Raw genomic sequence first — 25,227 nt, 5'->3', positions numbered from 1 at the left:
TGGGCTGATAAAGCGTAGCCCAACCTACCTCCCCAACCCCAATCAATACAAACCCTCCATTAAACAAGTAAACCTTGCTATTTAACGAAACAATGTATATATTAATGGAACTCAATCACCATTTTTATAGAAGTTCGTCTCGATTATGAAAACTTCCAAGTCCCAGCAAGAGCAAACCCGGCGTAACCTGATACGCACTGCGGTCGATCTGATTACGGAAAAAGGCTATGACGCCGCCACGATGAAGCAGATTGCCCGTGAAGCGGGCATAGGTGATGCGACGATTTATAAGTACTTCCCGAGCAAGGAAAAAATCCTGCTGGCTTACTATGAATTGTGTATAGAAATCACGCTGGAAGTGGCGCAAGAAACGCCGGGGTGGGACGAATTCACCCTGCAAGAGAAGCTGCAAAGACTGGTGGATGCCTTGCTGGAGCTCTTGCTGGGTGACCGTGAATTTGTAGAGATTACGCGGGATATCTTTGGCAAATCGCCACTGCTGATGATGCGTGACAATATGCCAGGCCAGCAAACCCTGAAGCAGGAAATTATCAGCCTGCTGGAAGAGGCAGAACAACGTGGCGACATCTCCCCATGCGATTTCAAGAACCTGATCGGCGGTTTGTTTGGCGATTACCTGTTTGCTGTCATCGCCTACTGGCTCAAGGATGATTCGGAAGAATTCTCTAATACCACGCAACTGGTGGACATGACGCTGGCGATACTGGTGATGGCGTTGAAGAGTGGCATCGTCAATAAGGTATCAGAGCTTGCCAGCTTCATGCTGCGCAACCAGTTGTCACGCATCATGCAAAATGGTTCTGGTTTGCTGGAAATGGTCAAGCTCGTGCAGAATGGATTAGGACGTGGCCTGGGGGATGCACGATGAACAAGGCACCGCCCGCCAGCAAGCTGGGCAGAACTGCCATCACTGGCCTGGCGCTGGCACAGGCCGGTGCCAGCAAGCTGGGGCACAAGGCGCGGCAAATGCTGCGCAGCGACGATGACAAGCAAGCAGCGCAAGAACGGCATGAAGCTGAACTGGGCCGCATACTGTTCAAGGCGCTTAACCAGCTAAAAGGCAGCGCCCTCAAGGTATCGCAACTGCTGAGCATGGAAGCCGATTTTTTACCGGAGGGCATACGCCGCGAACTGGCGAAAGGCTGCCACCAGGTCACGCCACTGAACCGTGCCCTGATCCATAAAGTTTTTCAACGTGAATTCGGCAAGGCACCAGAACATCTGTATGCACAGTTTGATGCGCATGCCTTTGCTGCAGCCAGCCTGGGCCAGGTGCATCATGCACAACTGGCCAATGGCCAGCAACTGGCGGTAAAGGTACAGTACCCTGGCATCGCATCTGCCATAGGCAGTGATTTGCGCATGCTGCGCGGCATTTTTCAAACCCTGGCCATGGGCACCACCGTCTTGCCGCGTAAAGAGGTCATAGACCGCTTCATGAGCGAGCTTGAAGTCAAGATGGGTGAAGAGCTTGATTATGAGCATGAGGCGATGCAGCTCAACTGGTTTCATGAGCATGTGAATTTACCGGGTATAGTCATCCCGAAATGCATCGACGAAATGTCGAGCAAGCGTGTCTTGACGATGGAGAGACTTGATGGCCTGCACCTGGATGCATGGCTGGCGACAGCGCCTGACCAGGCACAACGTAATCACTACGGTCAACTGTTGTTTGACTGGTTCTGGTTCAGCGTTTGTGAATTGGGCCGCATACATGCAGACCCGCATCCTGGCAATTTTTTATTCATGTCGGATGGGCGTTTGGCAGTGCTGGATTTTGGTTGCACGAATAAAATTTCGTATAATTTTTGTGATGCGATGGCGCGTAGCTGGCGTGCCTTGCTGATGACCGATGTTGCTGAGCGTAATCGCATCCTGCGGCTGGCGTATATAGATCTGGGTCTGTTTTCTGATACGGTCACGCAAGATGAATTTGATCATAGTGTCATGACCGCACTTGCCGACCTGCACGCGTGGAAGATAGAAGCATTTCAAAGTAGCCCATTTGACTTCAGCAATAAATCGCCCTACCCCAAAACCATCAATGCCGAACATAGCAGGCTGCTGTCGGGCATCCTGTCGGGCTGGCATGAAGACGTACCTTATTTTGACCGTGCCTACCTGGGGCTGATGAATATGCTCAGGAAAATGGGTGCTGTCGTCAACACTGAAATAGCCTGGATTAAACAAGGAGCAAACCATGTCAATACCAATTAAGCAACGGAAAATCTGGATAGGTAAGTATCTGATCGCCGTTGCAGCTCTGCACACGATAGCGGCCTTTCTACTCTTTGGTCCAGTTTTATTGGGCATGCTGGAGCGAGGAGTATTCAATACCGTCAATCGTGACCCTTTACGGTCGGCAGCGACATGGTTCTTGCTGTTTGGTGGTCCGTTCCTGCTATTGGGTATGGCCATCAACAGCCTGGAACGCAAACCTGATTTTACTGAAGCCCCTATGTTGGGTTTGGGTCTCCTGCTTTGCTGCATCTTTGCGGTGATACTGATGCCCACGTCCGGCTTTTGGCTGGCCATGCCTGCAGCAATTGCATTGATGAACATACGCGTAAACCAAGGGCAGGCAGCATGAAAAACAAGATCACGGAAACAGCAGTCCCGGCATCCAGCAAAATCGCTGAAGATGTGCCTGGCGCTTACTTTTATGACTGCTTTCAAACACCCTTCCCTCATGCAGATTTGAGCGCAATGCAAATCTATATGGATACCTTTGCCAAAACACCAGACTGGGTCAATGCCATGATGGGTATACGTAATCGCGTGGTGGTTTTATTTGGCTTAAAGAATGTGGGTGGGATGAAGGCACTGAACAAGAACAAGCCTGCAGAAGCCTATCAGGTCGGTGACAAGGCCGGGATATTTTCTCTGGTGTACAAGTCAGATGAAGAAGTCATACTCTGCGATTCTGACAAGCATCTGGATGTCAAGGTATCAGTCTCAAAGCAAACCAGGGATGGTCAGCCTTTTATCGCTCTCAGCACGGTGGTGCATGTACACAATAATCTGGGGCGAACATATATGTTTTTCGTCGGGCCAGCGCATAAAGTCATTGCGCCTGCCATTCTCGCCAAGGCATAAGAGAGAATTTTCCATTAAGTAGGAGATAAACCATATACGTATTTTCCCTCATCATTTTTGTCATCCATTTGTCACAAATCCTCTCTAAGATGAAATCACTACAACAAGAGAGAAAAGGAGATTAAAGACGATGCTAAGTAAATTAAAACAAAAATACCAAATGATGCGGGCCAGGAATATCACCGAACTTTCCGACTACAGGCGTCAGTTGGTTGAGATACCGAATGCAGTGTTCCTGCATTGGCAGGCAACTGCAAAAAATGAATTCCCCGGCATCCCTAGTGATGCCGTTTTTTTTACCCGCGCAGCTGAGGGGCTGATGATGTTCTTCAGTTGTGTCCAGCGCAGCAAGCAGGCTTGTGCGCTACCGTCAAAGGCGGCGGATTCTGTCTGGCATGCATGGAACGACTGGTCATCCATCCATCTGGACAAGTTTTGCTGCAAACACTTTGGCAGCACGATACCGCATGTGGAAGCAGAACACATGGCCAGCAAGATTGATCTGGCTCTGGCCAATTGCCTGGTCACGGCACAGAGAGCAGAAGGTAGCTGGCCTGGCAGCCCCTCTGTCCCTCACCTGTTTGCCCTGGATGGCAAGCTGCATATGCCACATGGTTATTCCTACTTTGCGACATCTGCCCGTATAGGTTTCCAGAATATGAACTCGCGAGGCGTAGGTGCGGGCAAATCCACCTACCCGGAAAGCTTTGGAGCAGCCCAGTTGCTGGCGGCAGGCTTGCTCTCTACCCTGAGTTATGAAGAAATGGTGAAGAAGCAAGCACAGGCGGCCAATAATGGCTCATCTTGCGGAAGCAGTGGTAGCAGCAGTGGTGACAATGGCAGTTGTGACTCCGGCGGCGGTAGCTGCGATGGGGGAGGATCAAGTTGCGGCGGTGGCTGTGGCGGGGGTTGTGGTAGCTAAACATAGTCCTGGCACACATCCCTGTAGCAAATCGATACAAAGCCCATTCCACCGGCATCTCGCCAACAAGGTACACTGGCATTTTTATCTAGCCTGCGCCGCTATTTATGCCAAACACCGTAAAAACCTTAGCCACAAAATCATCAACACCAGGCAAAGGCCTGGCAACCACGCTGTTCTTGCTGTTCGTCAGTTTGCCTATCAGTCTGCCAGCATTGGCAGAGATACGCTTGAATGACCCCATCCCCATCAATCCTGATTTGAAACGGGGCAAGCTCGAAAACGGCCTGACTTACTATATCCAGAAAAACGATACGCCACGCAAGAAGGTGGAGTTGCGTCTGGTCGTCAAAGCGGGGTCTGTGCTGGAGGATGATGACCAGCAAGGGTTGGCGCATTTTACTGAGCATATGGCTTTCAATGGTTCCAAACATTTCAAGAAGCATCAACTGATTTCTTACCTGCAATCCATAGGGGTGAAATTTGGTGCTGACCTGAATGCCTATACCAGCTTTGATGAAACGGTATACATCCTGCCCATCCCTACCGACAAGCCTGCTTACCTGAAGACCGGTTTCCAGGTATTGGCTGACTGGGCACAAGGCGTGGAGATGAAGGCCGCCGACATAGACAAGGAGCGCGGGATCATCCTGGAAGAGGCGCGCCAGGGCAAAGGTGCAAGTGACCGCATGACACGTCAGTTGCTGCCCGAGGTATTCAATGGATCAAAATATGCCGAGCGCCTGCCCATAGGTAAAGAAGACGTCATCAGGCAATTCAAGCATGATGCCCTGCGCCGTTTTTACAAGGACTGGTATAGGCCAGATTTGATGGCTGTGGTCGTCATTGGCGATATACAGCCTGATGAAGCCGAGAAGATGGTACACAAGTATTTTTCAGGTTTGAAAAACCCCGTGCCTGCGCGCGCCAGGCCTGAAATCAGCATCCCCAAAAATACTGCCTCCAAAGCCTTGGTGATTACCGATAAGGAAGCCACCAATAATTTGCTGATGTTGCGCTATCCGCTGGAAAAACAGTCGCCGCATAATGTGATTGCCGACTACCGCCAGGATATTGTCCGAGGTTTGTACAAGGCCATGTTAAACCGCCGTCTGGGCGCATTGACCGAGCAGGCCAAACCACCTTTCCTCGGGGCTTCTGCTGGTAGTGAGCCTGTGGTATCCGGTTATGATTCTTTCATATCGACTGCCATGCTGTCGCAAGCAGGCATACAGCCAGCACTGGATGCATTGATGCAGGAAAAAAACAGTGTGCGCCAGTTTGGTTTTACGGCTGCCGAACTTGACAGGGCCAAGAAGATCGAAGCGCGTGAATATGAAAGCATGTTCAACGAGCGCAGCAAATCCAACTCGGCCAGCTTTGCGGCAGAATATATACGCAATTTCCTGACCAATGAACCTATACCTGGCATCAAGAACGAATACCTGTATTTCAAGGAATTTGCCGATGGTATTTCGCTGGAAGAAATGAATCGCTTTGCCAAGCAAGCGACGCCGGATGATAGCGTCAAACTGATGTTTTACGTAGGATCAAACAAGGCGGGCGAAATCATACCGAGCGAAGCAGATTTGCTGTGTATGGCTGCCAAGGCTGAACAAAAGCCAGTGGAGGCGAAGGCGGAAAAAGTCGCCAATGCCAGCCTGATGGCGACACCACCGCTACCTGGCCAGATCGTTTCTGAAAAAGAAAACAAATTGCTGGGTCTGGTAGAAATGACTTTATCGAATGGCGTCAAGGTCACACTGAAAAAAACTGATTTCAAGAATGATCAAGTCTTGTTGAGCGCGCGTCGGGCTGGTGGCATGTCTTTGTTTCCTGACGCTGATTATTACAATACTTTTTATAGCAATCCTGTGGTCTGGGGCATGGGCATGGGCAAGTTCAGTCAAAAAGATTTGCAGGAAACACTGGCAGGCAAATCAGCCAATGTCAGGACCAGCATGGATAATTATTCCGAGAGCATAGGTGGCGCATCGAGCAGCAATGATATAGAAACCATGCTGCAATTGCTGTACCTGCGCCTGACCAGCCCGCGCAAGGATGAGGTGATGTTCCAGACACTGATCAGCGCGCAAAAAGAACTTGCCAGAAACACCTGGGCACGTCCTGAAGCTATTTTTTCAGATGCAATTACAACGACTATCTATAAAGATCATCCACGCGTCTCGCGTTTGGCCAGGGTAGAAGATTTTGACAAAATCTCACTGGACCGCAGCATGGAAATTTATCAGTCACGCTACGGCAGTGCCAAGGACATGCATTTCATTTTTGTCGGCAGTTTTGAACTGGATAAAATCAAACCCCTGATTGCGACTTATCTGGCCAGCTTGCCTAATGCTGATATCAAGACGGAGTATCAGGATTTGCAGATTAATCCGGTACAAGGTGTGGTCAAGAAAGACGTGTATATCGGTGGTGAAGAGAAAAGTACCGTGGTCTTGAGTTTTAATGGCCCGTCGACCTACTCAAGAGAAGAAAATGGCCGCTTCCATGCCATGGTGGATATCCTGAACTTGAAGATCATCGACGTGCTGCGTGAAAAGCAGGGTCTGATCTACAGCGGCGGCATGAATGGATCGTTTGAACGCATTCCACAGAGCAAGTACAGCATAGATGCAGAGTTGCCGTGCAGCCCTGAGAATGTGGACAAGGTCATTGCGGCCCTGTTTGCCGAAATCAAAAAACTGCAGCAATCTGGCCCGCAAGTGGAAGACTTGAACAAGGTGAAGCAGTCATGGCTGAAAGAACACCAGCAAGAATTGCGCAGCAATGAGAACTGGCTGAATCACTTGCAAAATACGGTGTTCTACAAAACCGACGCTGAATCCATATTGACGGCGGAAAAACGCATACGTGCGATTACGCCAGCACAAATCAAGGAAGCCGCCAAGCGTTATTTCAACTTTCAGAATTATGCGCAGATCGTGATGTATCCTGAGCAGAAAAAGGCGAGCAAGTAAGATCCAATTGGCTCAAGGCTATACAGCAAGGGCAATCAGGAGGGGCAATCTTCATGGATTGCCCCTTATTTTTTGTATGCCTTAATTGAAGGAGAAAGTGTAATTCACATCCACCGCAGATTCATTGCCAGCGCGGCCAATGATGCTGATCCGCCTGGTCAATTGCCAGCTCAGCTTGACGCCACCACTGGCGTCAGACAAGCCACGTTCAACTGATAGTACCAGGCCAGGCATGAGGCGCTTGCCTACGCTGACGACCTGGTCTGTCGTGGCATTGCTGGTGCCTGTGGAACCGGCAATGGTTTGCCCTGGCAAACGGCTGGATGATCCATTTGAAGAAGAGCCTATCGAAAACTCATCAAAACCCAGGCCTTGCACGATGTCGCGCGGCACATTGCGGCTGCCATCGCCCCCGAAGATTGCCGTTGCTGCCGACATCAGCAGCGAGGCATCGCCGCTGGCGAGCTGATCAGAGCCACGCCCCAACACCAGCCATGAGAGTTTTTCTGCATCGGGTACGTCAGGTTCAGACACCAGCCTGACTTGTGGCGCGCTGACTGTGCCGAACACTTCCACGCCAGCTTCGACTGGCAAGCCCTTGCGCAGGGCGCGGATGTTCAAGCCAGGATTGGATGGTGGCCCCTGGAAATTCAGTATCCCGCGCTCTATTTCCAATTGCTGTCCATAGCCTTCATAAACGCCCTTCAGGGTACGTATCGAGCCATTTGCCTGCAAGGGGCTGCCATCGATGGAACGCAGGCGCAACCTGCCTTCCAGCCCGGTATCGAGGCCACGACCAACGAAGACAAAGCGCGGCCCCATATCGAAACTGACATCGACACGGGTTTTCAAGCTTTTGCGATTGCTGTCCGCCTCAGCCGCCTTGGCCACTGCCTTGTCGGTCTTGCGTATCACCACGACATCGCTGGACAGACTTGGCGGGGGTAATTTTGGCAGCCTGAAGTAAGCACCATCAGCCAGCACTTTGCCGGTCAGGCTCCAGATATTATTGGTTTCAACGATGTTCGCCTCACCGGAGACGACCAGCCACCTGTCTTTGCGTTGCAGGAGCGGGAACTGGGTCCATTGCGCCTGTATGCTGCCGGTTTCCTTGCCGATGTCGATATCGCCACTGGCTTTGAATTCGCCTTTTCTTCCTATCCAGTTCACGCCCTGGAATTGCGCATGACGTGGCATGTTCGTGACGGTGTTGGAAAATTGCAGGTTCGTCACTTTCAGGTGTTTGTCTTCTATCTGCGCATCAAAGCTGCCATTTGGCAACAGCAAACCTTCGGATGCAAAGGCGATTTCCATTTCACGCCCGGCCAGATTGGCACGGTAGCCTGGTTTGCCTATGCTGCCTGACAGGCGTGCATCGGCATTCAGTTTACCTTTAAGCACCACGCCAGGATTGATGAAAGGCCCCAGCCATTGCAGATCAGGCACGGCTGCAGTAATTTGCCCGCTGAGTGGCGCGCTTGCCAGAATTGTCCAGGCATCGTTTTGTTTGCTCAACTGCGTATTTGCCTTGACTTGCCATTGTCCCAGGCGACTACCATCAGCAACTAAATCCAGGCTCACATTTTCGCCCGCACTACCTGCTACCAGGCCACCCAGCTTCATCTGCAATTGCACTGCCCTTATCCCGAGGGCCACTGAAGTACCGGTTCCTTCAGGATCATTGAAGCGTAAATCACCACTCTGGCGCTGCAATTTGATTTCGCCTTGAGCACTCTCTTTTAATTGCAATTTCCATTGCGCATTCAACTTCAGGTTGCCGCTGACTGCGTGCTGAGGATAAAACAGGTTGGCAATTTCCACTACCTGGACATCGCTGACCTGGCCACTGGTCTTGAGTGCGGCCGGAGTCCATTCCAGTTCGTCCAGTTGCAGCTTACCCATGGCACTTTGCAGCGACAGGCTACCCAGACGCACAGCCTGTGCAGATACTTGCAGGGACGCTGAACTTTGCAAGCGCAGGTCAGGCTGGCCGTTTAAATTCAATGCCTGCAATTGACCATTCCATGACCAGGCAGCGTCATTTTTTGCGTCAGCCTGCATACTTCCACTGGCAGCCAGGCTGAGGGTTTGTTTATTGGGGAAAATGGTTTCCAGACTCAGCTTATGGGCATCGCGCCTGCCCTGCAGTTTCAAAATCACTTGTTCGATTTTGTCTGGCTTGTGGTTGACGGCAGCGCTGACGGACGTGTTAGTTGCATTGCTTGAAGTGGGCGCCTCACTAGCAATATGACTGGCAACAATCTCCCCTTCAAATTGTCCCTTGATACCATTTGCCAAATTCAGGCGCGACTTTAACTCGGCGATGCTGATTTGCTGATTGCCGCGCTTGATGATGACTTGTTTTGCCAGGGCGTCAAGACTGCCGGCAGGTTCATTGAAGCGGCCACGCAAAGTGGCATCGGCTTTCAGATTACCTCCCAGGGCCAATTGCCAATTGCTGAGCAAGGGGTTCAGGTGGCTTAAATCCTGGGCGTCAATATTGAGCTTCAAGACATCATCTGCACTACCCCAGTTGCCTTGCCCGGTCAGGGTATTTTTACCAAAGCGCAGATCCAGTTGTTTGACTTGTAGCTGTTGATCTTGCAGCCAGCGCATGTCCATACCTGCCTGCACAGCCTGACCTGCATATTGCCCTTGCAATTGCTGCAGATTCGCTTGTACATCCAGCCGTGGCAAAAGCTGACCGTGAGCACTGAAATCGGCCTGCAAACGACCTGCAGGTGTTGCCACCCAGCGTGCCGGATCAAAGTCCTTGAGGCTGGCTTTGAGATTGAATACCTGCTTGCCAGCGAAGCTGATATCGCCTGTGCCTTGCAAGTGAGCGTCTTCTGCCTGCAAATCAATTTTATCCAGTTTCAAGAGCAGTTTTTCATGCTGGTAACTGGCTTCTGCATTCAGGCTGGCGCGGGCGTCCTGTAACTTTGCCTGCAGCTTGATGCTGTTATCTTTTGCAGTCTGGGCAGAAAACTTGCCCTGTATGTTGCTGGCATGCAGACGCTGGTCGATTTGATTGAGGTCGATGTTAACCAGGTTTAGCTTCAAGTCAGCTTGTAGGTCAGCCGCTTGCCAGTTGATATCGGCTTCACCGTGTAACTTGCCCTTGCCTGCCAGTTGCACAGCCAGGTCTTTCAAACTCAGGTGCTGGCCTTGCCAAAATAATTTGGTACTGAGCGACTGCACAGGCAAGCCTTGCTTATTGATACTGGCAGCCTGGGCATTGTGCATAGTGATGGGGCCAGTCAAACCAAATTCAGGATTCTTTTTCTTGTCTGCGCTGACTGGTTTCAGTTGCGTCAATATGCGCAAGTCTGCTTGCGGTGCACCTGCTTGCCAGGCAGATGGGTCAAGATGCTGAACATCGATATCCAGCTCGCGTACATAAGGTGCAGTGAATGCGCTGATGCGTGCTTTGGCATGGCCTTGCAGGTGCTGATTTTTGATGGTCTTATCAGTTGCACTATCCAAAGCCGCCTCCAGCGCAACTTGCATGTCATGCAGGCTGCCTGTAACCACGCCCTTTAAGATGACAGGCGGTATGCCTTCTTGAAGTTTTCCTTGCAGGCTCAGGCGACTATGCAATTTGAAAGGCGCGAGACTGCCAAGGTCCGCGTCACCTGTTACCTTGCCCCAAGGGCTGGTCAGTATCGTTTGCGCCTTGAATTGATTGTCCTGATAAGAAAAACTGCCAGTCAAGCCGCTGAGTAGCAGGGTTTCCATCTGCTTGTCGCCATCAATCAAGCTGGCGATATGCAAACGCCCCAATGCGAGCCTCGGTGCATTCAGGCTAAATGGCAGGCCGATATCAACAGGTACGCTGGCCGCACTTTCACTTGAGCGAGTGGCGACAGTCAATGCACTTAACTGCAGGCTGGTGATATCGATGTGACGTCGCCACAAGGCAGTTGGCCGCCACTGCAATATGACAGCGCTTCCCTTGACATGCAAATCCTGGGAAATGAAACTGAATTCATCAAGCTTGAGTTCATCATCCAGTGTGCCTTGCACACCACTGAATTTAAGGCTACCGACACTCAGCTTTTCAAGCATGGACAGCGCAGTTTTCGTGCCACTTTCAGTTTTGTACATCCAGGTCAGAACCAGGCCCGATACAAGCATCAATAGCAGCAACAACTTGACCGTGAACCAGCTCCATCGACGCAAAGGTCGTCGCTGTTTTTTTGTGGGCAGTTTTTGCTCTACCTGGTCTTTTTCGTTTGCACTCATATCAGAAAGCAATTGCGATAGAAAAATCCAGTCGCACTTTTTTGGCCTGGCGACCATAAGCCAGATCAAGTGCTATCGGGCCTGCGGGGGTTTTGTAACGCGCACCAACACCCATGCCTTGCTTTAAGTTCAACTCACGCCAGTTGTCGGCAGCATTGCCCACATCCAGAAAAGTGGCAGCGCCCCAGGATGAATTTAACCAATGCACATATTCTGCACTGGCCGTTGCCATGACGCGACCACCACGGGTGCTGCCTATATGTTGTATGCCCAGGGTTTGATACCCATAGCCGCGCACTGTGGTGCTGCCACCGGTGCGGAACAGATAGTCTTCCGGGATACCCTCTTCATCTTTGGAAAAAACAGCACCAAGTTCAGCGCGCAAGATCACAGTGTCGGTTTTGCGTACTGGTATCCAGCGCTGGTATTTCGCATAACTGCGTATGAAGCGCTGATCAGACAGCAATGCTTTTTCGGAGGCAGCAAGATCAAATTGCAAAATCTGCCCTTTGCGCGGATCAAAGGGCTGATCGACATCGCGCCAGGTCCAGCCTATGCTGGCAACCAGGGCTTTGTTGACTTCTTCTGCCTCACCATCAGGAGAAATTTTTTCCCTGACGATATTCAAGCCCAGGCGCTGTTCCAGATGCCCGCGTGTACTGGTGCGTTTTACACCCAGGGCGCTGCGGCTGGAACGTACGCCAGCAATATTCTCACGCTCTACCAGCACACCAAAAGAATCGAGGAATTTGCTCTCCCGGGGCGGGAGATAAATATCGACATAGCCAAGTTGGCGGCGTTGCTCCAGCCTGACGGCACTGCGTAAATCCCAAGCCTGGTCAAGGATGTTGCGATCACGATAAGCCACCTCGCTGCGGTAGCCAGTATTGGTGCTGTAACCCAAACCAAAACTCAGATCGCGAGCCTGGCGTTCCACGACAGTAACATCAACTGGCACAGCGTCGGCTTTTTCAGGATCAGGATCTATACCCACCGCCACGGTCGCAAAGTAAGGCGAGTTTTGCAAAGCGCGCTGAAAATCCAACAAGCGCGAACGAGAATACACTTCTCCCTTTCGAGGCGCCTGATAGCGCTCTATCAGCCAGGATGGGTAACGCTGCAAACCAGTGACGCGCATTTCACCCAAAGTGAAAACCGGCCCGCTATCAACGTCAACCTTTAGGACTGCACTATGCTGATCAGCATCAATTTTTGCTTCACTGTAGGTCATGCCGGCTGCGGCATAGGTGTCAGACCTCAGACTCTCCAGCAATTGGTTCTTCGAGTCTGACCAGTCATTTTCACGAAACGGCTGGCCCACTGCCAGGCCCCAGTCTTCCTGCAGGGCGCGCCGTCTTTTAGTAACGGCTTTGTCGCCTGCATCAATGGCATCGGCCATGGGCCCCAGCACTTTTAGTGATACGTTCTCGATGACTGTGCGTGGCCCCGCCTCGACTGTGACACGGATGATTTTATTTGCTGTGCCAGGGGCTGCGGCCTGATCGGGGTTGTCAAACTGGATTTGCGGCGAAAAATAGCCTTCTGTGGAGAGGATATTGCTGATATCCAGGCGCAATCTCTTGATCAGTGCGGGGGTGATATTTTGTGCTTCGGCATTGTTGGCAAATTCCGGGATATGCTCCCTCAGTAAATCTGCCCAACGTGATTTGGCAGCCACCAGTTGCAAGCGGCCGCTGCTGGCCGTGCTGATCGTGCTGCCAGACGCTTCGCTATCGCCATCAGGTGCAGGCAAGCCAGCGGCTGGAGCTTCAGTTGGCACAGTCTGCTGCGCCCTGACCGTGCCTGCACTGCAAAAGCCAACAGCACAGAAGAATATCAGTAGCGGGCGCAGGTTTATCTGCATCTAAGAAAACTCACTTGGTCGCCAGACCAACGCGATTGATACCGAGTTTTTTTGCTTCTGAAATCACTTGTATGACCTCGTCATAAATCATGCCTTTATCAGCAGATACCAGTACAGACAACTCAGGTTTGGCATCATGATACTCGCGCAGTTTTTGCATCAGCTGCTTGCGGTCTTTTGCTTCTTCCTTGTTTTCCTGGCGGTTATTGCCATTGCTACCTGTTTTGCTATTGATGCTGATGGTGGAAGGCGCGTCGGGTCGCAAAGTGATTTCTATGTAATCAGATGGCGGCTGGGTAGATTGTCCGGCAGTGGGCAGGTTGATGACGCTGGGATTGGTCATCGGCGCGCACACCATGAAAATCACCAGCAACACCAGCATCACGTCGATATACGGAACGACATTGATCTCTGCCTTGAATTTGCGTTTACGTTCGCCACGCAGGGTACTCATGCTATTTCATTCGTCCTTAGCGTGACTGACGCTGGAGAATATTCGAGAATTCCTCGATAAAAGTTTCAAAGCGTATCGCCAGCCTGTCGATATCGTGGGAATAACGGTTATAGGCTAGCACGGCAGGAATAGCCGCAAACAAGCCAATTGCCGTCGCAATCAGGGCCTCAGCAATGCCGGGGGCCACGGCTGCGAGTGTCGCCTGCTGTACATTGGCCAGGCCACGGAAAGAATTCATGATGCCCCAGACTGTACCGAACAAACCAATGTATGGGGAGACAGAGCCGACGGAAGCCAGGAAGGACAGGTGCGACTCCAGCAAATCCATTTCACGCTGATAAGAAGCGCGCATGGCACGACGCGCACCGTCCAGCATGGCACCAGCATCCAGCGCCGCCTTGTTGGCGGTCTTGACCTTATGATATTCGCTCATGCCTGCTTCGAAGATACGTTCGAGAGCGCCACTGGTATCGCGGCCAGCACGACGGCTATTCGTTGCAGCAGCATACAAATCAACCAAATTACCACCGGACCAGAAGTTGCGTTCAAATTCTTCTGTTTGTCCGCGTGCTTTTTTGATAGCGAACATTTTGCTGAAGATGTAAGTCCAGCTGGTCAGCGACACGCCTAACAACAGTGCCATGACCAATTGCACCAGAATCGAGGCATTTGCGATCAGACTTAAAAATGAGAGGTCTTGGGTAACAGTCATATTGAATCAATTCAAAAACAAAACAGCGGGCATTGTTACCGCCCTAAAATATAAAATAATCTCAGCCTATCTTCGCCAACACTTCAGCAGGAATCGCCGCTGGCCTGACTTCAGCCTTGCTGACACAGCCCACCTTGATTTTGCCGCTGGCGAGCAAACGCTGACCACACCAGGCCTCTTGCACAAACTGTACAGACGCGCGGCCCAGCTTTTCGACCACAACTGTCAGTCTTAGTTCATCATCAAGCCTGGCGGGTGCATGATACTCGACTGCGGTAGCTTTGACGACAAACATCAAACCATGTTCATCGGCCATTTGCTGCTGATTGACGCCCGAAGCCCGGAGCCATTCAGTACGGGCACGCTCAAAAAACTTCAGGTAGTTCGCGTAAAAAACGATGCCGCCAGCATCCGTGTCTTCATAGTAGACCCTGACTGGCCATACAAATTCTGTTTTCATAGTATAAACTTTACCAGCTATTCAGTGCGTATATTTACTCTTTGTCACTCATGCTCAAGGGGATATATGCCATGCGGGAGGCGAGTACTGGCTACTGCCGTCATCGTTGACGGCAGTAGCACATCTCAGAAACTACTGGAGGATCACGCTGTAGCGCGCTTGATCACAAGTGGTCCATAACCCTGGCAAGTTGGCATCATCTCTATGTGGTTGATATTCACATGCGCAGGCAAGGCAGCGATCCACCAGGCTGTTTCAGCGATATCGACAGCCGTCAGCGGTACTGTGCCTTCATAGACCTTGGCTGCCGCATCATCATTGCCACGGAAGCGTACATTGGAAAATTCAGTGCCACCACACAGGCCGGGAGCAATATTGGTGGCACGCACCCCTGTACCCACCAGGTCAGCACGCAAATTGCGGGTGAATTGATCGACAAAAGCCTTGGTTGCGCCGTAAACATTGCCGCCTGGATAAGGTGTTTCACCAGCCACAGAGCCTATATTGATGACCAGGCCAGTGCCACGTGCCACCATGTCTGGCAGAATTGCCCTGGTGACTGTGACCAGACCCTTGGTATTGGTGTCTATCATGGTATCCCATTCATCCTGGGAAGCCAGGTGTGCTGGCTCAGTGCCCAGTGCCAGGCCGGCATTATTGACCAGTACGTCTATGTTTTTCCATTCTGCACTCAAACCTGCCAGCGCGTGCTGGATGGAGTCCTTGCTGGTGACATCCAGTGTCACTGGCAACAAGGCTGCGCCGAGTTCAGCTTTCAAGGCATCCAGTCTGTCAGTGCGGCGGGCTGCTGCGATGACTTTATGCCCTTCCCGGACAAATTTGCGCGCCATTTCTTCACCAAAACCTGAGCTTGCGCCTGTAATCAATACGATCATGCTGAATTCCTTCAATTTTTGTAGGTAACCTGCCTAGCTGACATATGCAGCTCTAAAGCATACTATTTTAAGTGCTTTTGCCATCCAATACTTGAGCGTCGAAAATTTCGAGATACATACTTGTGCGAAAATTAATTTTTCAATAGCGATGCTGGCACTTGCCCATTCAAACGTCATCACGTAAAATCCTTGCACCATTTCATCTCACGTGACTGGCGAAGTGGCCATATCTACCCTGTCAGACGGGTATGCATCCTGGCACAAGATGGAGATCCATCGGGAAGCGTGAGATTTCGGAGTCAAACTGACTCCAGCCGTGCGCCTGGGTAGCCTGATGGTAAAAGCAATGAGGCTGCCCCCTATCCGTTTCAGACACCTCATTAACAACAATCATTGTTTATTAACAGGAATAATCAGGAACCGCCATGTTTGCAAAAAATCATACCCTCGCCAACGTAGATCCAGAACTGTTTGCTACGATACAAAAAGAAAACGTCCGTCAACAAGAGCATATCGAGTTAATCGCCTCTGAAAACTATTGTTCCCCAGCAGTCATGGAAGCCCAGGGCTCCCAGTTGACCAACAAATATGCGGAAGGTTATCCAGGCAAACGCTACTACGGTGGTTGCGAGCATGTAGACGTGGTTGAACAACTGGCCATCGACCGTCTGAAGCAATTGTTCAATGCCAATTTTGCCAATGTACAGCCTAACTCTGGCTCACAAGCCAACCAGGGCGTATTCTTTGCCTTGCTGAATCCAGGCGACACCATCATGGGCATGAGCCTGGCTGAAGGTGGCCACCTGACCCACGGCATGCCTTTGAATATGTCAGGCAAATGGTTCAATGTCGTGTCTTATGGCCTCAATGCGCAAGAAGATATCGATTACGATGCCATGGAAAAACTGGCGCGCGAAACCAAGCCTAAACTGATCATTGCCGGAGCTTCTGCATTTGCCTTGCGCATAGACTTTGAACGCTTCTCCAAAATCGCCAAAGAAATCGGCGCTTATTTCATGGTTGACATGGCCCACTATGCTGGCCTGATCGCTGCGGGTGTTTACCCTAACCCTGTGCCTTTCGCTGATGTAGTCACATCCACGACTCATAAGAGCCTGCGTGGCCCACGTGGCGGTATCATTTTGACGAATGATGAAGCGATCGCCAAGAAGATCAATTCTGCGATCTTCCCAGGCATCCAGGGTGGCCCGTTAATGCACGTTATCGCTGGTAAAGCAGTTGCGTTCAAAGAGGCACTGACGCCAGAATTCAAGGCTTACCAGGAACAAGTCGTCAAGAATGCTGCTGCATTGGCAAACACCTTGACTGAACGTGGCCTGCGTATCGTTTCTGGCCGTACCGAATCCCACGTTATGCTGGTCGACCTGCGTCCTAAAGGTTTGACAGGCAAGGAAGCCGAAGCCATACTGGGTTCTGCCCATATGACTTGCAACAAGAACGGCATCCCTAACGACCCGCAAAAACCTATGGTCACTTCCGGTATCCGACTGGGCAGCCCTGCCTTTACCACCCGTGGCTTCAAGGAAGAACAAGCAGTTAAAGTAGGTAATCTGATTGCCGACGTACTCGACAATCCGCATGATGCAGCGACGATAGAACGCGTGAAGGCCGAAGTCAAACAATTGACAGATGCTTTCCCAGTGTATCAAGCTTAAGAGATTCGACTGAAGCAAGGCTTAAGTATCAGACAGCACAATAAAAGCCACTCGCTTGAGTGGCTTTTTTGTATCATCAAAATATAAAAAACAATTATAAAAACCAACGGAGCACCATACGCCATGAAATGCCCTTTTTGCCACCTCGATGACACCCAGGTCATCGACACCCGCGTTTCAGAAGAAGGCAATGTCATACGCCGCCGCCGCCGCTGTGCCGACTGCGACAAGCGCTTTACGACCTATGAGCGTATAGAACTGGTGATGCCCGTCATCGTCAAGAAAAACGGCAGCCGTACAGAATATGAAACCAACAAGCTGCGCGCCAGCCTGATGCTCGCATTACGCAAGAGACCCGTATCAGCCGAAGCAGTCGAGACCGCCATACAAAGAATAGAAGAAAAATTATTGTCCAGCGGAGAGCGCGAAGTCATTTCCGGCCACCTGGGTGAACTGGTCATGCGCGAATTGAAACGCCTCGACAAAATCGCCTACATCCGCTTCGCTTCTGTCTACAAAAGCTTTGAGGATGTGTCCGAATTTGCCGAGGCGATACAAGAGGTCAGGAAAAACTAAGGTACAAAAATACCGCTTATTTGTACCAGCAGTCTGCCATGCTAAGCGAGCCTGATACGGTACGCGCGCCAGCATTGTTGATTGTGAAAGTCCCGCAGGCATCTCCAGCCATCTTGTTGACTGGAACAGCCTGGATCGTATACGTTACCGCCGTGGTCGGTGCAGAAAAACTAATGTTGTAGTCTACATTACCCCCTGTTGCTCCGGCGGGACTAACCAGAATTGGCAACGCGACGTTCGTCCCTCCTTTATCGCGATCGTATCTTTCATTAATTGACAGAAAAGCTTCCATAAACTGCACATTCTCTGTCAGTTTGGCCTTTGCATCATTACGACGCCCCTTCCTCACATTATCAAGGTAGGACGGCACGACAATTGCTGCCAATATACCCATTATGGCAACAACAATCATGAGCTCTATCAGGGTAAAACCCTTTTCACGTTTACGTAGCAACACTTAACACCTCTACTTAATTATCTGTTGGACTTCTTAATCTGTGCGCAGCAATTGTTTCCACACGCGGACTGCTGGCACGTCACCTTGCGATACAGTCGTTTTGGAGGGCAATGGTCCATTCACATCCGTAGACCCAGATGAAGGTGGTTGATAAATAATCGACTTATTACCCTTTTTCAGGATTGTAGTACCAAAAGTCAAAGTACCCTGTTTCCCGGCTATCAAGGTATCAGAAGAATCGACCTTGCCATCACCTGTAGTATCAAATACCGGGAAAGGAAACACCCCTCCTGTCAAGGCTCGCAAGATGAATGTCGTTGATTTACCATCTGAAGAACAAGTATCGGTCGCACCTGCAGGAATAATAGACGTAAAGATGACTTCGTCAAAATAAACCTGCGGTTGTATCGTAATACGTTCCCCAGTAGAAAGTACGGTATCAAGGTCCATATACCAGCCACGTTTTACGTTATAGTTCATGGGTTTGTTATCAACAGTATAACCACCACTTACCGCTGTCAGCGTTTGCTTTTGCAGTGAAGACTGGCTTCCAGTAATTGCACTCGCTGTGACACCCGTTACCTCTGTATTATCCCACACACCATAGATGGATTGAACATCCGTATTCAAGGCATCGTCTGTTTCATATACCTTTCCTGTACCAAACAATACCACCACGCCGCCCTTGGGATGGGGAGTTAAGTCAGGTGCAGCAGTAATTGGCTGCACTTTGGATGAACGCACAGCCTTGAACAACGGGGAACCTGAAAAGGCAACAGTCGCACCACTATTTGTGACATTGAATTTCCATAAATTACCCTGGATATCGCCAGCGTAAATCGCCTTAATGGTTGAATCTCCATTGAATAGCAAGGTAGGCGTAGACAAGCCATTTGGCGCTCCCAGACTCCCTATACCAGTGTCAACTTTGGTAACCAAACCATCTTTTAGTCGGATCAAAAACAAGACTGCACGCTTGTTCGTACTCTCGTAGCCATTTCCTACTACTGCAACCCAGTCACCATTGGGCATGCGGCCAGTTTGCGCATTGCCTATGGTATATCCAAGATCAGGATGGTCAACTGAGGTAATTTCCCACAAGACATTGCTTTGAGTAAAGGTATTTGGATTTGTCACATCAAGTGCAAACACTGAGCGACCACCGGCACCAGTCGTGCCTACCAGTGCCGTTTTCCAGCCTGAATTCCAGTAATCACCCAAGGTTGGCGTACCATCCACATAAAATTTATGACCGTAAGACGTTCTGGAAAGCTGCGGCAAAGTGCTCATAATACCCTTGGGTACGTAAGCAAATTTCTCGACACCAGTTGCTCCGTCAAGGGCATGCAACATACCGTCATTACCACCGATGTAGACCATGGAGGCACGTCCAGCCTTGTATGTCAGGAAATCAGTGTACGAATTTGCTTTTTCTGGTGCAGTAGCAGGCAAGAATTCATAATCATCATCTTCACCTTCTTTCAGATACTGCGGCGCAGAATTCACGAAATCCCCGAAACCCTGAGTGCGTGGGCGCAAATATCCCAGGTCAGGCCCCCCCTTGATATAGTCAACTATATTCGCACCTGTCACAGCGTTAGCAGGAGTATAAGTGGCAGCTTCGGCTGTGAAATAAGCCTGATCTGCAGGGGTCAGATTCGCCAGTTCGAATTTTCGCCCTTTTGTAGCTGCATCCACATAAGTGAATACCTTGTCTTTCCTGGTAGCGAATGCAGGAACAGAAGCAACCCAACCTGCAGCGGTCAGATTACCATTGGCATCCAGCGGCCTTTGCACAACCTGGCCAGACCAGTCTGATGTACGGTAACTGGACGTGTATAAACTAGTGCCGCTACGAACTGTGTTACTGGATGTGCCTACCGCAGCCGCATCACCTATGCGCTCAGAAATCGTATTCAATGACGATTCAAGCGCAGCAGAAAACTCTGTAGGATTGGATGCACTGAAGAATTTGCCGCGTGAATTTACAGCGGCGTGCCACAGATCATCAATTTGATTTGACGCGCCATTTGGCCATAGCTTGGTTCCGGCAGTCAAAGCTGGCAAATCAGCAGGATAATTCAAATTACCGGCTACCCCCAGGCCAACTGTAAAATGCACCAAATGCTGCCAGAAAGCTGGATCTGAACCAGATACTGGGACATTTTTCTTTTCAGGCCCCCAGTCATCACGCAAATCACGCGACCAATAGTAAAACGCGATATCTGCCAGTGTATTATCAAAGGTATCTGCGTATGGTCCGACTGGATTCGCCGGATTGTAGGTAAAAGTTGATGCATTTGGCCCTGTGATAGTGGGACCAGCCGTGCCATCGTAATTGAGAGTGCGACCACCGCCAGCGGCAGCATCATTCCAATAGCCATCCGTCATCAAAATATTATAATTCTGGCGGCATGTCAGTTGTGTCGTGGTTGCACCAACGCCATATTGTGTTTGCCATGGGCCTGTGGCGGTCCTATTCCTGAAATACTGCCCTACTTCATCAACTGCCTTGCGCAAAGGTGTGCTTGATGCTGGCATTCTATGCTTGTACAGGGTGTTCAAGAAGGCGGTCTTGTTGGGATCACTAAAATCGTCGGAAATCCTCCTAATCACAGTGCCAGCGGTATTGATCGTACCAAAGCCTACCCGCAAGGTTGCACTTTGCTTGGAGAATGCCTGCCCTGTACCAGCACGCGCTGCAAGAATACGTGAGCGGTAGTATTGAAACCAGTTAGCAAAATTTTGCTGTTCTTGAGCAATGGTACAAGAGCTGCCTGGGCAATCTGTACGCGTAGCAGCTTTGGCTGGCAAGCTTGTGCCAGTCTTGATTTCCACCCTGGTATAACAAGACAAGGTACTCTTGTTGCAGCTACCGCCCGGGTTATAAATGTAGTACAAAGCTGGAAATATGGTACGGCCCGCAGTATCATAAGCAGTTGCCGCATTATTCAGCCATGCTACATAGCCATCGGCAAAGGTTTGATTCTGCGTCAAATTCATCACAGTGGTATTCGTACCACCGTCAGGAGCAACGGGATTCAATAGGGCAGCCTGGGGGTTGGCTGGTGCCATTAGACCACCTGAAGGGCTCGCCCAAGGCTGATACAAAACCTTGGGGTCATAATACGCTTTATTGACATCCGACGAGCGCCAGCGCGCTACTGTAATATTGTGATTAAAACCAACAACCACACGATTCTGCAGAGCGTAGTCACCAGCAATATTATAAATATTCGCAGGCCTTGGGAACATACTGGTAACCCAGCAACCGCCAGCATTAGTACAGTAATTACTATACCCAGTGCCACTTGCGTCATTATTGCCAGTTCTTGCAATATTGTCAGGCAACATCTCAAACATCATGGAGCCAGAATCATCCAGCGTGTAAAAAATGTTTGGTGGCACATTAGGCTTCACCAGTGGTGGCATTTGTGAAATGCCTGCATGTGCGTAAGCAGACCAGCCAAACTGTGCAGCCAGTGCGCAGATCAAATAGTAGCTGATTGGTTTTCTTGAATTAATCGTCATGATGCCCTCATTATTTTACTTAACTTACCTTGAATAACTCTCAGCGAGAACTTACTAACTACCAGCGGGATACCATATCTGTTGCAACCAGACCACCGACTTTTCATTAATCCCTTGAGCTCGTACAGTAGTTACGAATGCCGAAATTGTTCCTTTGCCCGCGTTATCTCTCTTAACTTTCCTATTTGCAAGTGGCTTCCTCCACTCTTCAATCATACATTCTGGCTGTGCCGAAACTTTCTCTACGGTATTGGCTGGCAACCTGAATCCTTGCGCCACCCAATTAGTTCTGTTCCTCCAAATTTCTGGAAGTGGAAAAACCGGGTACGTTCCTTGGTATCTAAGAATAGGTATCCCATGAATCGTTTGCACAGTACCTAGTGGCAACTGGTTATCACCTGCAAGAGTTAGTTCGATTTCTTTTTGGCAGTAGCGCAACGCAGTCTCAGCAGCCTGAAAGGCAATATTTTGCTCCCCCAAGTTCTTTGCAATATTTTCTCCCTGTGTTGCCCTGCGTACAGCGGTCAGCGCCAGAATTGTCAAAACCAATAGAAATACCATGGCTGTCAACATAACAAAGCCACGTTGAGTGTTGTGTAGTTTTTTCATAATGATCTTCCCGAAGTGCGGCCGCGTACGCCGACTACAGTTGTAAATGTCGAATACAAACGTTTGTCCGGCGCAGTAACAACTGTGCCAGAACAATTTGTGTAGCTCATCGGCTTTGGTGTCAAGCCATCATTGGCAGAACGCATTACCAAGCATATTTTGGCAGAAAGAATACCGCTCCACTTGGTTGGATCTGGGTCTCCATCCATCCAACTAGACTTTTTTGCGGGAGTTGGTACCGTTGGTGCCGCCAAATCAGCTGCATTAAAAAAACCGCTTACCGACTGCTGATTCATTGGATCATAACCATAAACAACCTTCATATCGACCACATTTTCAACAATGGGCTTTCCTGCCAAAAAAGCGGTGCCAATTGGCACTCCACCATTTCCAGCACAATACAACTCACTTCGATTTGTTGCGGGATTGACCGCGATGTAATAACGATTTTCAACCGTATAATTTGAATCCCATGGATTGTCTTTAATAGTCTGAGGCACAATTTGCCCCAAACAATCAGTCACTGCTGCGGCTGATGCGGCGGCCGCGTTGGAATTATCCAAATCTACAACATACCGTAATGCAATGCTATCCGGACCAGTAGTAGATAAATTACAGGGAACAGGACTAGCTGGGACAACAGGTGAAATAAAACCGCCACTGCACCCAGATATTGCCTCTCCAGCACCTTGATCATACTCTGACTTTCCAGCACCAACGGCACCTTGAGTAGTAGTGTTTTGTGGAGGCCCAGTTTCTGCCATCCTAATCTGGTAAGCAATCGTATTCAGAGCCATCCGGCCATCCTCTTCCATGACGGATTTATCATCGAAGGTTTTATACGTTTTTGAATTATTGACAAACAATGAAGTCACAGCCAGTGAAATGATGAGTCCAATAGTCATGGCTATCATCAACTCAACCAGGGATCGCCCTTGGGAATATCTTAAATTAATACCGCTCACATTCGCCTCGCTTAAGGTGTAATACTTAATTTTATGCAACGCACGCCTGCACCCGGTGATGGCGGAGTGCCATTCGGACATGAGGGATCAAGTGCTGTAAAATTGACTTCTTTCCACATCACATAGATGTCATAACCGCCGCTGGCATTCTGAGTGATATTGCCTGCACCACCATTCATGCGCGTCCCAAGGTTTCTTAGCCACTCTGCGACATCTTTATCTGCGACCTCCTTGGGAGTACAGTTAATAGGCACCGCGCAGACTGGTACGGTCGGCAAACTTGCAATAGTCGTACTATAGGCGGTTTGATAGCTATAGAAGTTGGGCGCAAAGCCTGTGTCTTTATCCTTGATCGCTTGGGCATTAGCACGCATGCGGTCTGCGATCTCATAGATAGCCTGGCTCGCCTCGGAGCGATAATTTGAGGCTTTCAAATATTTCAAGGTATTCGCCTGCAAGCTGGCCACACCCAAAAGCCCTATCGACAGAATGACCATCGCCACGACGATTTCCACCATCGAGACGCCTTTTTGTTTATTGAAGTTAAACTGTTTCATGACAGCCTCAAGCAGGGCAAGGTAAAGTTTTTACAACACTGACTTTTCTTATCGTAGAAAGGCAGACATATCGATCGTAGGTAGGACCTACATATGAATTAGGTGGCTTGACATAAAAATACATGGCAGCGCCGGCAATCGTAGTACCGCCTATGCCTCCAAGGGTAACGGACTGTGTGGCTGGAACCGGAATGATAGAACCTGCGGCCACATCAAGGAACAAGGCTGGCTGCACCTTCACCAGAGTATCTGCGGCATCATATTGACCATTCGCATTTCTATCTTGAAAAAGAATCCAGCCGCTACCCCATCCTGTGTTGGCGGCACCATTGCTGACCACATTGGAACAAGTCGGTGTGGGAGCGTCAGGATTCTCGCTTTTGCAGATGGTGACCGCACCGCTAATTCCAGCCAATGTTTTTGCATGTGTGATCGCGCCATGCAAAAGTGCTGTATTTGTTGCACTACGACTACTGACAAGGAACGACCTGTAGTTTGGCAATGCGATAGCTGTAACGATGCCAACGATGGCTACCACGACTAATAGTTCTAGCAAGGTAAAGCCATGTTGTGAGTGCAGCAGTTTATATTTTTGCATGTTCGTACTCTTTCGCCTTATGTTTGTACATCATATATTTGATTGCCTGCATGCATCAATGCTTTCGCGATTAACGGTAAGCTTCTACTGATGAGTGGAAAATATACAGCTGTTACCCTACAAAATCATTGTGACCTTGAATGGCAATATAAACAAGTCTGGCATCCTCTTGACCGTGCAGGAGCGATTTGAAGGTTTTACGCTGAAATGCCGGCCTCTGCACACAAAGCCCAGGTCGTGCATTAAAGAGCACTATTCAGCAAACAATCCTGGTTGCAAGGGAGCTAAGCCCAGCATCCTCTCGCCGACAATGGCTGGTGCTCTCTAACTGGAGCTCCAGTCTCGTTGGTTGTAATGATCCCGGAGATGTGCAAAGTACACAAGTGGTGCGCACGGCGCAACCTACTGCGACAAATCGCTCTCTGCGACATAAGAATAGAGAGTGAAGTGAAGAGCCAAAGACCCGGAGTAAAAGCAGAGCTTTCGCTTGTTCTTGCTGTTCTTGCTTTTCTCGGAGCGACTCTGTGTCTGGGTGCCTCATTGTTGAGAGGTCTTGACCTTGTTTTTGATCTTGTTTTTGTTTGTTATTTTTGTTTTTTTTGTTGCG

The 25,227-nt window shown here is 49.9% G+C and carries 20 protein-coding genes and 1 riboswitch; of the genes, 8 read left to right on the top strand and 12 right to left on the bottom strand.

Annotation, left to right across the window (positions count from 1 at the left end; genetic code table 11):
• Positions 1–145: 145 nt before the first annotated feature.
• The 6 genes from Q8K39_RS07595 to Q8K39_RS07570 all read left to right on the top strand — a co-directional run bounded on the left by Q8K39_RS07595 (position 146) and on the right by Q8K39_RS07570 (position 7,020).
• Positions 146–889, top strand: coding sequence for a TetR/AcrR family transcriptional regulator (locus Q8K39_RS07595; protein WP_305259160.1), 744 nt, complete (start codon positions 146–148; stop codon positions 887–889).
• Positions 886–2,238 (top strand): AarF/ABC1/UbiB kinase family protein, encoded by a 1,353-nt coding sequence (locus tag Q8K39_RS07590; protein ID WP_305259158.1) that lies wholly within the window; start codon positions 886–888, stop codon positions 2,236–2,238. The genes Q8K39_RS07595 and Q8K39_RS07590 overlap by 4 nt, the downstream gene beginning before the upstream one ends.
• Positions 2,222–2,611, top strand: a complete 390-nt coding sequence (locus Q8K39_RS07585) for a DUF6463 family protein (protein WP_305259156.1) — start codon at positions 2,222–2,224, stop codon at positions 2,609–2,611. The genes Q8K39_RS07590 and Q8K39_RS07585 overlap by 17 nt, the downstream gene beginning before the upstream one ends.
• Positions 2,608–3,117, top strand: a complete 510-nt coding sequence (locus Q8K39_RS07580; protein ID WP_305259154.1) for a DUF2867 domain-containing protein — start codon at positions 2,608–2,610, stop codon at positions 3,115–3,117. The genes Q8K39_RS07585 and Q8K39_RS07580 overlap by 4 nt, the downstream gene beginning before the upstream one ends.
• A 130-nt stretch (positions 3,118–3,247) precedes the next feature.
• Positions 3,248–4,039 (top strand): hypothetical protein, encoded by a 792-nt coding sequence (locus tag Q8K39_RS07575; RefSeq protein WP_305259153.1) that lies wholly within the window; start codon positions 3,248–3,250, stop codon positions 4,037–4,039.
• Positions 4,040–4,146: 107 nt separating this feature from the next.
• On the top strand, positions 4,147–7,020 hold the full coding sequence (locus tag Q8K39_RS07570) for a pitrilysin family protein (protein WP_305259151.1): 2,874 nt from the start codon (positions 4,147–4,149) through the stop codon (positions 7,018–7,020).
• Between the two features lie 81 nt (positions 7,021–7,101).
• Here the strand turns inward: Q8K39_RS07570 and Q8K39_RS07565 are convergent, their stop codons facing one another.
• The 6 genes from Q8K39_RS07565 to Q8K39_RS07540 form a co-directional block, all read right to left on the bottom strand.
• Positions 7,102–11,265 (bottom strand): translocation/assembly module TamB domain-containing protein, encoded by a 4,164-nt coding sequence (locus Q8K39_RS07565; RefSeq protein WP_305259150.1) that lies wholly within the window; start codon positions 11,263–11,265, stop codon positions 7,102–7,104.
• A gap of 1 nt (position 11,266) precedes the next feature.
• Entirely contained in the window at positions 11,267–13,129 is a 1,863-nt protein-coding gene (locus Q8K39_RS07560) for an autotransporter assembly complex family protein (RefSeq protein WP_305259149.1), read from the bottom strand.
• Between the two features lie 10 nt (positions 13,130–13,139).
• Positions 13,140–13,583 (bottom strand): ExbD/TolR family protein, encoded by a 444-nt coding sequence (locus tag Q8K39_RS07555; protein ID WP_305259147.1) that lies wholly within the window; start codon positions 13,581–13,583, stop codon positions 13,140–13,142.
• A 16-nt stretch (positions 13,584–13,599) separates the two neighbouring features.
• A complete protein-coding gene (gene tolQ, locus Q8K39_RS07550; RefSeq protein ID WP_186957071.1) occupies positions 13,600–14,295 on the bottom strand; it encodes a protein TolQ in 696 nt (231 codons plus the stop codon).
• 61 nt (positions 14,296–14,356) lie between these two features.
• Positions 14,357–14,755 carry a tol-pal system-associated acyl-CoA thioesterase gene (ybgC, locus tag Q8K39_RS07545; protein WP_305259146.1) on the bottom strand — a complete coding sequence of 133 codons (399 nt, stop codon included), beginning with the start codon at positions 14,753–14,755 and terminating at the stop codon, positions 14,357–14,359.
• Between the two features lie 143 nt (positions 14,756–14,898).
• Entirely contained in the window at positions 14,899–15,651 is a 753-nt protein-coding gene (locus Q8K39_RS07540; RefSeq protein ID WP_305259145.1) for an SDR family NAD(P)-dependent oxidoreductase, read from the bottom strand.
• Positions 15,652–15,849: 198 nt separating this feature from the next.
• A riboswitch (ZMP/ZTP riboswitch) is annotated at positions 15,850–15,986 on the top strand.
• A 90-nt stretch (positions 15,987–16,076) separates the two neighbouring features.
• Between Q8K39_RS07540 and glyA the strand changes: the two genes are divergently transcribed.
• Both glyA and nrdR read left to right on the top strand, forming a co-directional pair.
• Positions 16,077–17,327, top strand: a complete 1,251-nt coding sequence (gene glyA, locus Q8K39_RS07535) for a serine hydroxymethyltransferase (RefSeq protein WP_305259144.1) — start codon at positions 16,077–16,079, stop codon at positions 17,325–17,327.
• Positions 17,328–17,450: 123 nt separating this feature from the next.
• On the top strand, positions 17,451–17,903 hold the full coding sequence (gene nrdR, locus Q8K39_RS07530) for a transcriptional regulator NrdR (protein ID WP_305259143.1): 453 nt from the start codon (positions 17,451–17,453) through the stop codon (positions 17,901–17,903).
• Positions 17,904–17,919: 16 nt separating this feature from the next.
• On the opposite strand, the gene Q8K39_RS07525 is transcribed toward nrdR, so the two are convergent.
• From Q8K39_RS07525 to Q8K39_RS07500, 6 genes are read right to left on the bottom strand one after another with little or no spacing between them, the layout of a single operon-like run.
• Entirely contained in the window at positions 17,920–18,357 is a 438-nt protein-coding gene (locus tag Q8K39_RS07525; protein ID WP_186957076.1) for a type IV pilin protein, read from the bottom strand.
• 36 nt (positions 18,358–18,393) lie between these two features.
• Positions 18,394–21,891 (bottom strand): pilus assembly protein, encoded by a 3,498-nt coding sequence (locus Q8K39_RS07520; RefSeq protein WP_305259142.1) that lies wholly within the window; start codon positions 21,889–21,891, stop codon positions 18,394–18,396.
• Positions 21,892–21,945: 54 nt separating this feature from the next.
• Positions 21,946–22,500 carry a PilX N-terminal domain-containing pilus assembly protein gene (locus tag Q8K39_RS07515; protein WP_305259141.1) on the bottom strand — a complete coding sequence of 185 codons (555 nt, stop codon included), beginning with the start codon at positions 22,498–22,500 and terminating at the stop codon, positions 21,946–21,948.
• Positions 22,497–23,504, bottom strand: a complete 1,008-nt coding sequence (locus Q8K39_RS07510; RefSeq protein ID WP_305259140.1) for a PilW family protein — start codon at positions 23,502–23,504, stop codon at positions 22,497–22,499. Before Q8K39_RS07510 ends, Q8K39_RS07515 begins: the two co-directional genes overlap by 4 nt.
• Positions 23,477–24,022, bottom strand: coding sequence for a type IV pilus modification protein PilV (pilV, locus tag Q8K39_RS07505; protein WP_305259139.1), 546 nt, complete (start codon positions 24,020–24,022; stop codon positions 23,477–23,479). Before pilV ends, Q8K39_RS07510 begins: the two co-directional genes overlap by 28 nt.
• Before the next feature lie 7 nt (positions 24,023–24,029).
• A complete protein-coding gene (locus Q8K39_RS07500; protein ID WP_305259138.1) occupies positions 24,030–24,620 on the bottom strand; it encodes a GspH/FimT family pseudopilin in 591 nt (196 codons plus the stop codon).
• Positions 24,621–25,227: the final 607 nt, after the last annotated feature.

Origin of the sequence: Undibacterium sp. (genome assembly GCF_030683615.1) — a bacterium.
In the GTDB taxonomy this organism is placed as follows: Bacteria; Pseudomonadota; Gammaproteobacteria; order Burkholderiales; family Burkholderiaceae_D; genus Undibacterium; species Undibacterium umbellatum.
The sequence above is the reverse complement of the archived record's forward strand: the minus strand, read 5'-3'. Positions and strand labels throughout refer to the sequence as shown.

What these genes read in the sequence shown, in the direction of transcription:
- Q8K39_RS07580 (WP_305259154.1), top strand. Translation starts at nt 2,608, where the DNA reads ATGAAAAACAAGATCACGGAAACAGCAGTCCCGGCATCCAGCAAAATC.
- glyA (WP_305259144.1), top strand. Translation starts at nt 16,077, where the DNA reads ATGTTTGCAAAAAATCATACCCTCGCCAACGTAGATCCAGAACTGTTT.
- Q8K39_RS07500 (WP_305259138.1), bottom strand. Translation starts at nt 24,620, where the DNA reads ATGCAAAAATATAAACTGCTGCACTCACAACATGGCTTTACCTTGCTA.
- Q8K39_RS07520 (WP_305259142.1), bottom strand. Translation starts at nt 21,891, where the DNA reads ATGACGATTAATTCAAGAAAACCAATCAGCTACTATTTGATCTGCGCA.
- pilV (WP_305259139.1), bottom strand. Translation starts at nt 24,022, where the DNA reads ATGAAACAGTTTAACTTCAATAAACAAAAAGGCGTCTCGATGGTGGAA.
- Q8K39_RS07585 (WP_305259156.1), top strand. Translation starts at nt 2,222, where the DNA reads ATGTCAATACCAATTAAGCAACGGAAAATCTGGATAGGTAAGTATCTG.
- Q8K39_RS07540 (WP_305259145.1), bottom strand. Translation starts at nt 15,651, where the DNA reads ATGATCGTATTGATTACAGGCGCAAGCTCAGGTTTTGGTGAAGAAATG.
- Q8K39_RS07555 (WP_305259147.1), bottom strand. Translation starts at nt 13,583, where the DNA reads ATGAGTACCCTGCGTGGCGAACGTAAACGCAAATTCAAGGCAGAGATC.
- nrdR (WP_305259143.1), top strand. Translation starts at nt 17,451, where the DNA reads ATGAAATGCCCTTTTTGCCACCTCGATGACACCCAGGTCATCGACACC.
- Q8K39_RS07575 (WP_305259153.1), top strand. Translation starts at nt 3,248, where the DNA reads ATGCTAAGTAAATTAAAACAAAAATACCAAATGATGCGGGCCAGGAAT.
- Q8K39_RS07590 (WP_305259158.1), top strand. Translation starts at nt 886, where the DNA reads ATGAACAAGGCACCGCCCGCCAGCAAGCTGGGCAGAACTGCCATCACT.
- Q8K39_RS07570 (WP_305259151.1), top strand. Translation starts at nt 4,147, where the DNA reads ATGCCAAACACCGTAAAAACCTTAGCCACAAAATCATCAACACCAGGC.
- ybgC (WP_305259146.1), bottom strand. Translation starts at nt 14,755, where the DNA reads ATGAAAACAGAATTTGTATGGCCAGTCAGGGTCTACTATGAAGACACG.
- Q8K39_RS07565 (WP_305259150.1), bottom strand. Translation starts at nt 11,265, where the DNA reads ATGAGTGCAAACGAAAAAGACCAGGTAGAGCAAAAACTGCCCACAAAA.
- tolQ (WP_186957071.1), bottom strand. Translation starts at nt 14,295, where the DNA reads ATGACTGTTACCCAAGACCTCTCATTTTTAAGTCTGATCGCAAATGCC.
- Q8K39_RS07560 (WP_305259149.1), bottom strand. Translation starts at nt 13,129, where the DNA reads ATGCAGATAAACCTGCGCCCGCTACTGATATTCTTCTGTGCTGTTGGC.
- Q8K39_RS07595 (WP_305259160.1), top strand. Translation starts at nt 146, where the DNA reads ATGAAAACTTCCAAGTCCCAGCAAGAGCAAACCCGGCGTAACCTGATA.
- Q8K39_RS07515 (WP_305259141.1), bottom strand. Translation starts at nt 22,500, where the DNA reads ATGAAAAAACTACACAACACTCAACGTGGCTTTGTTATGTTGACAGCC.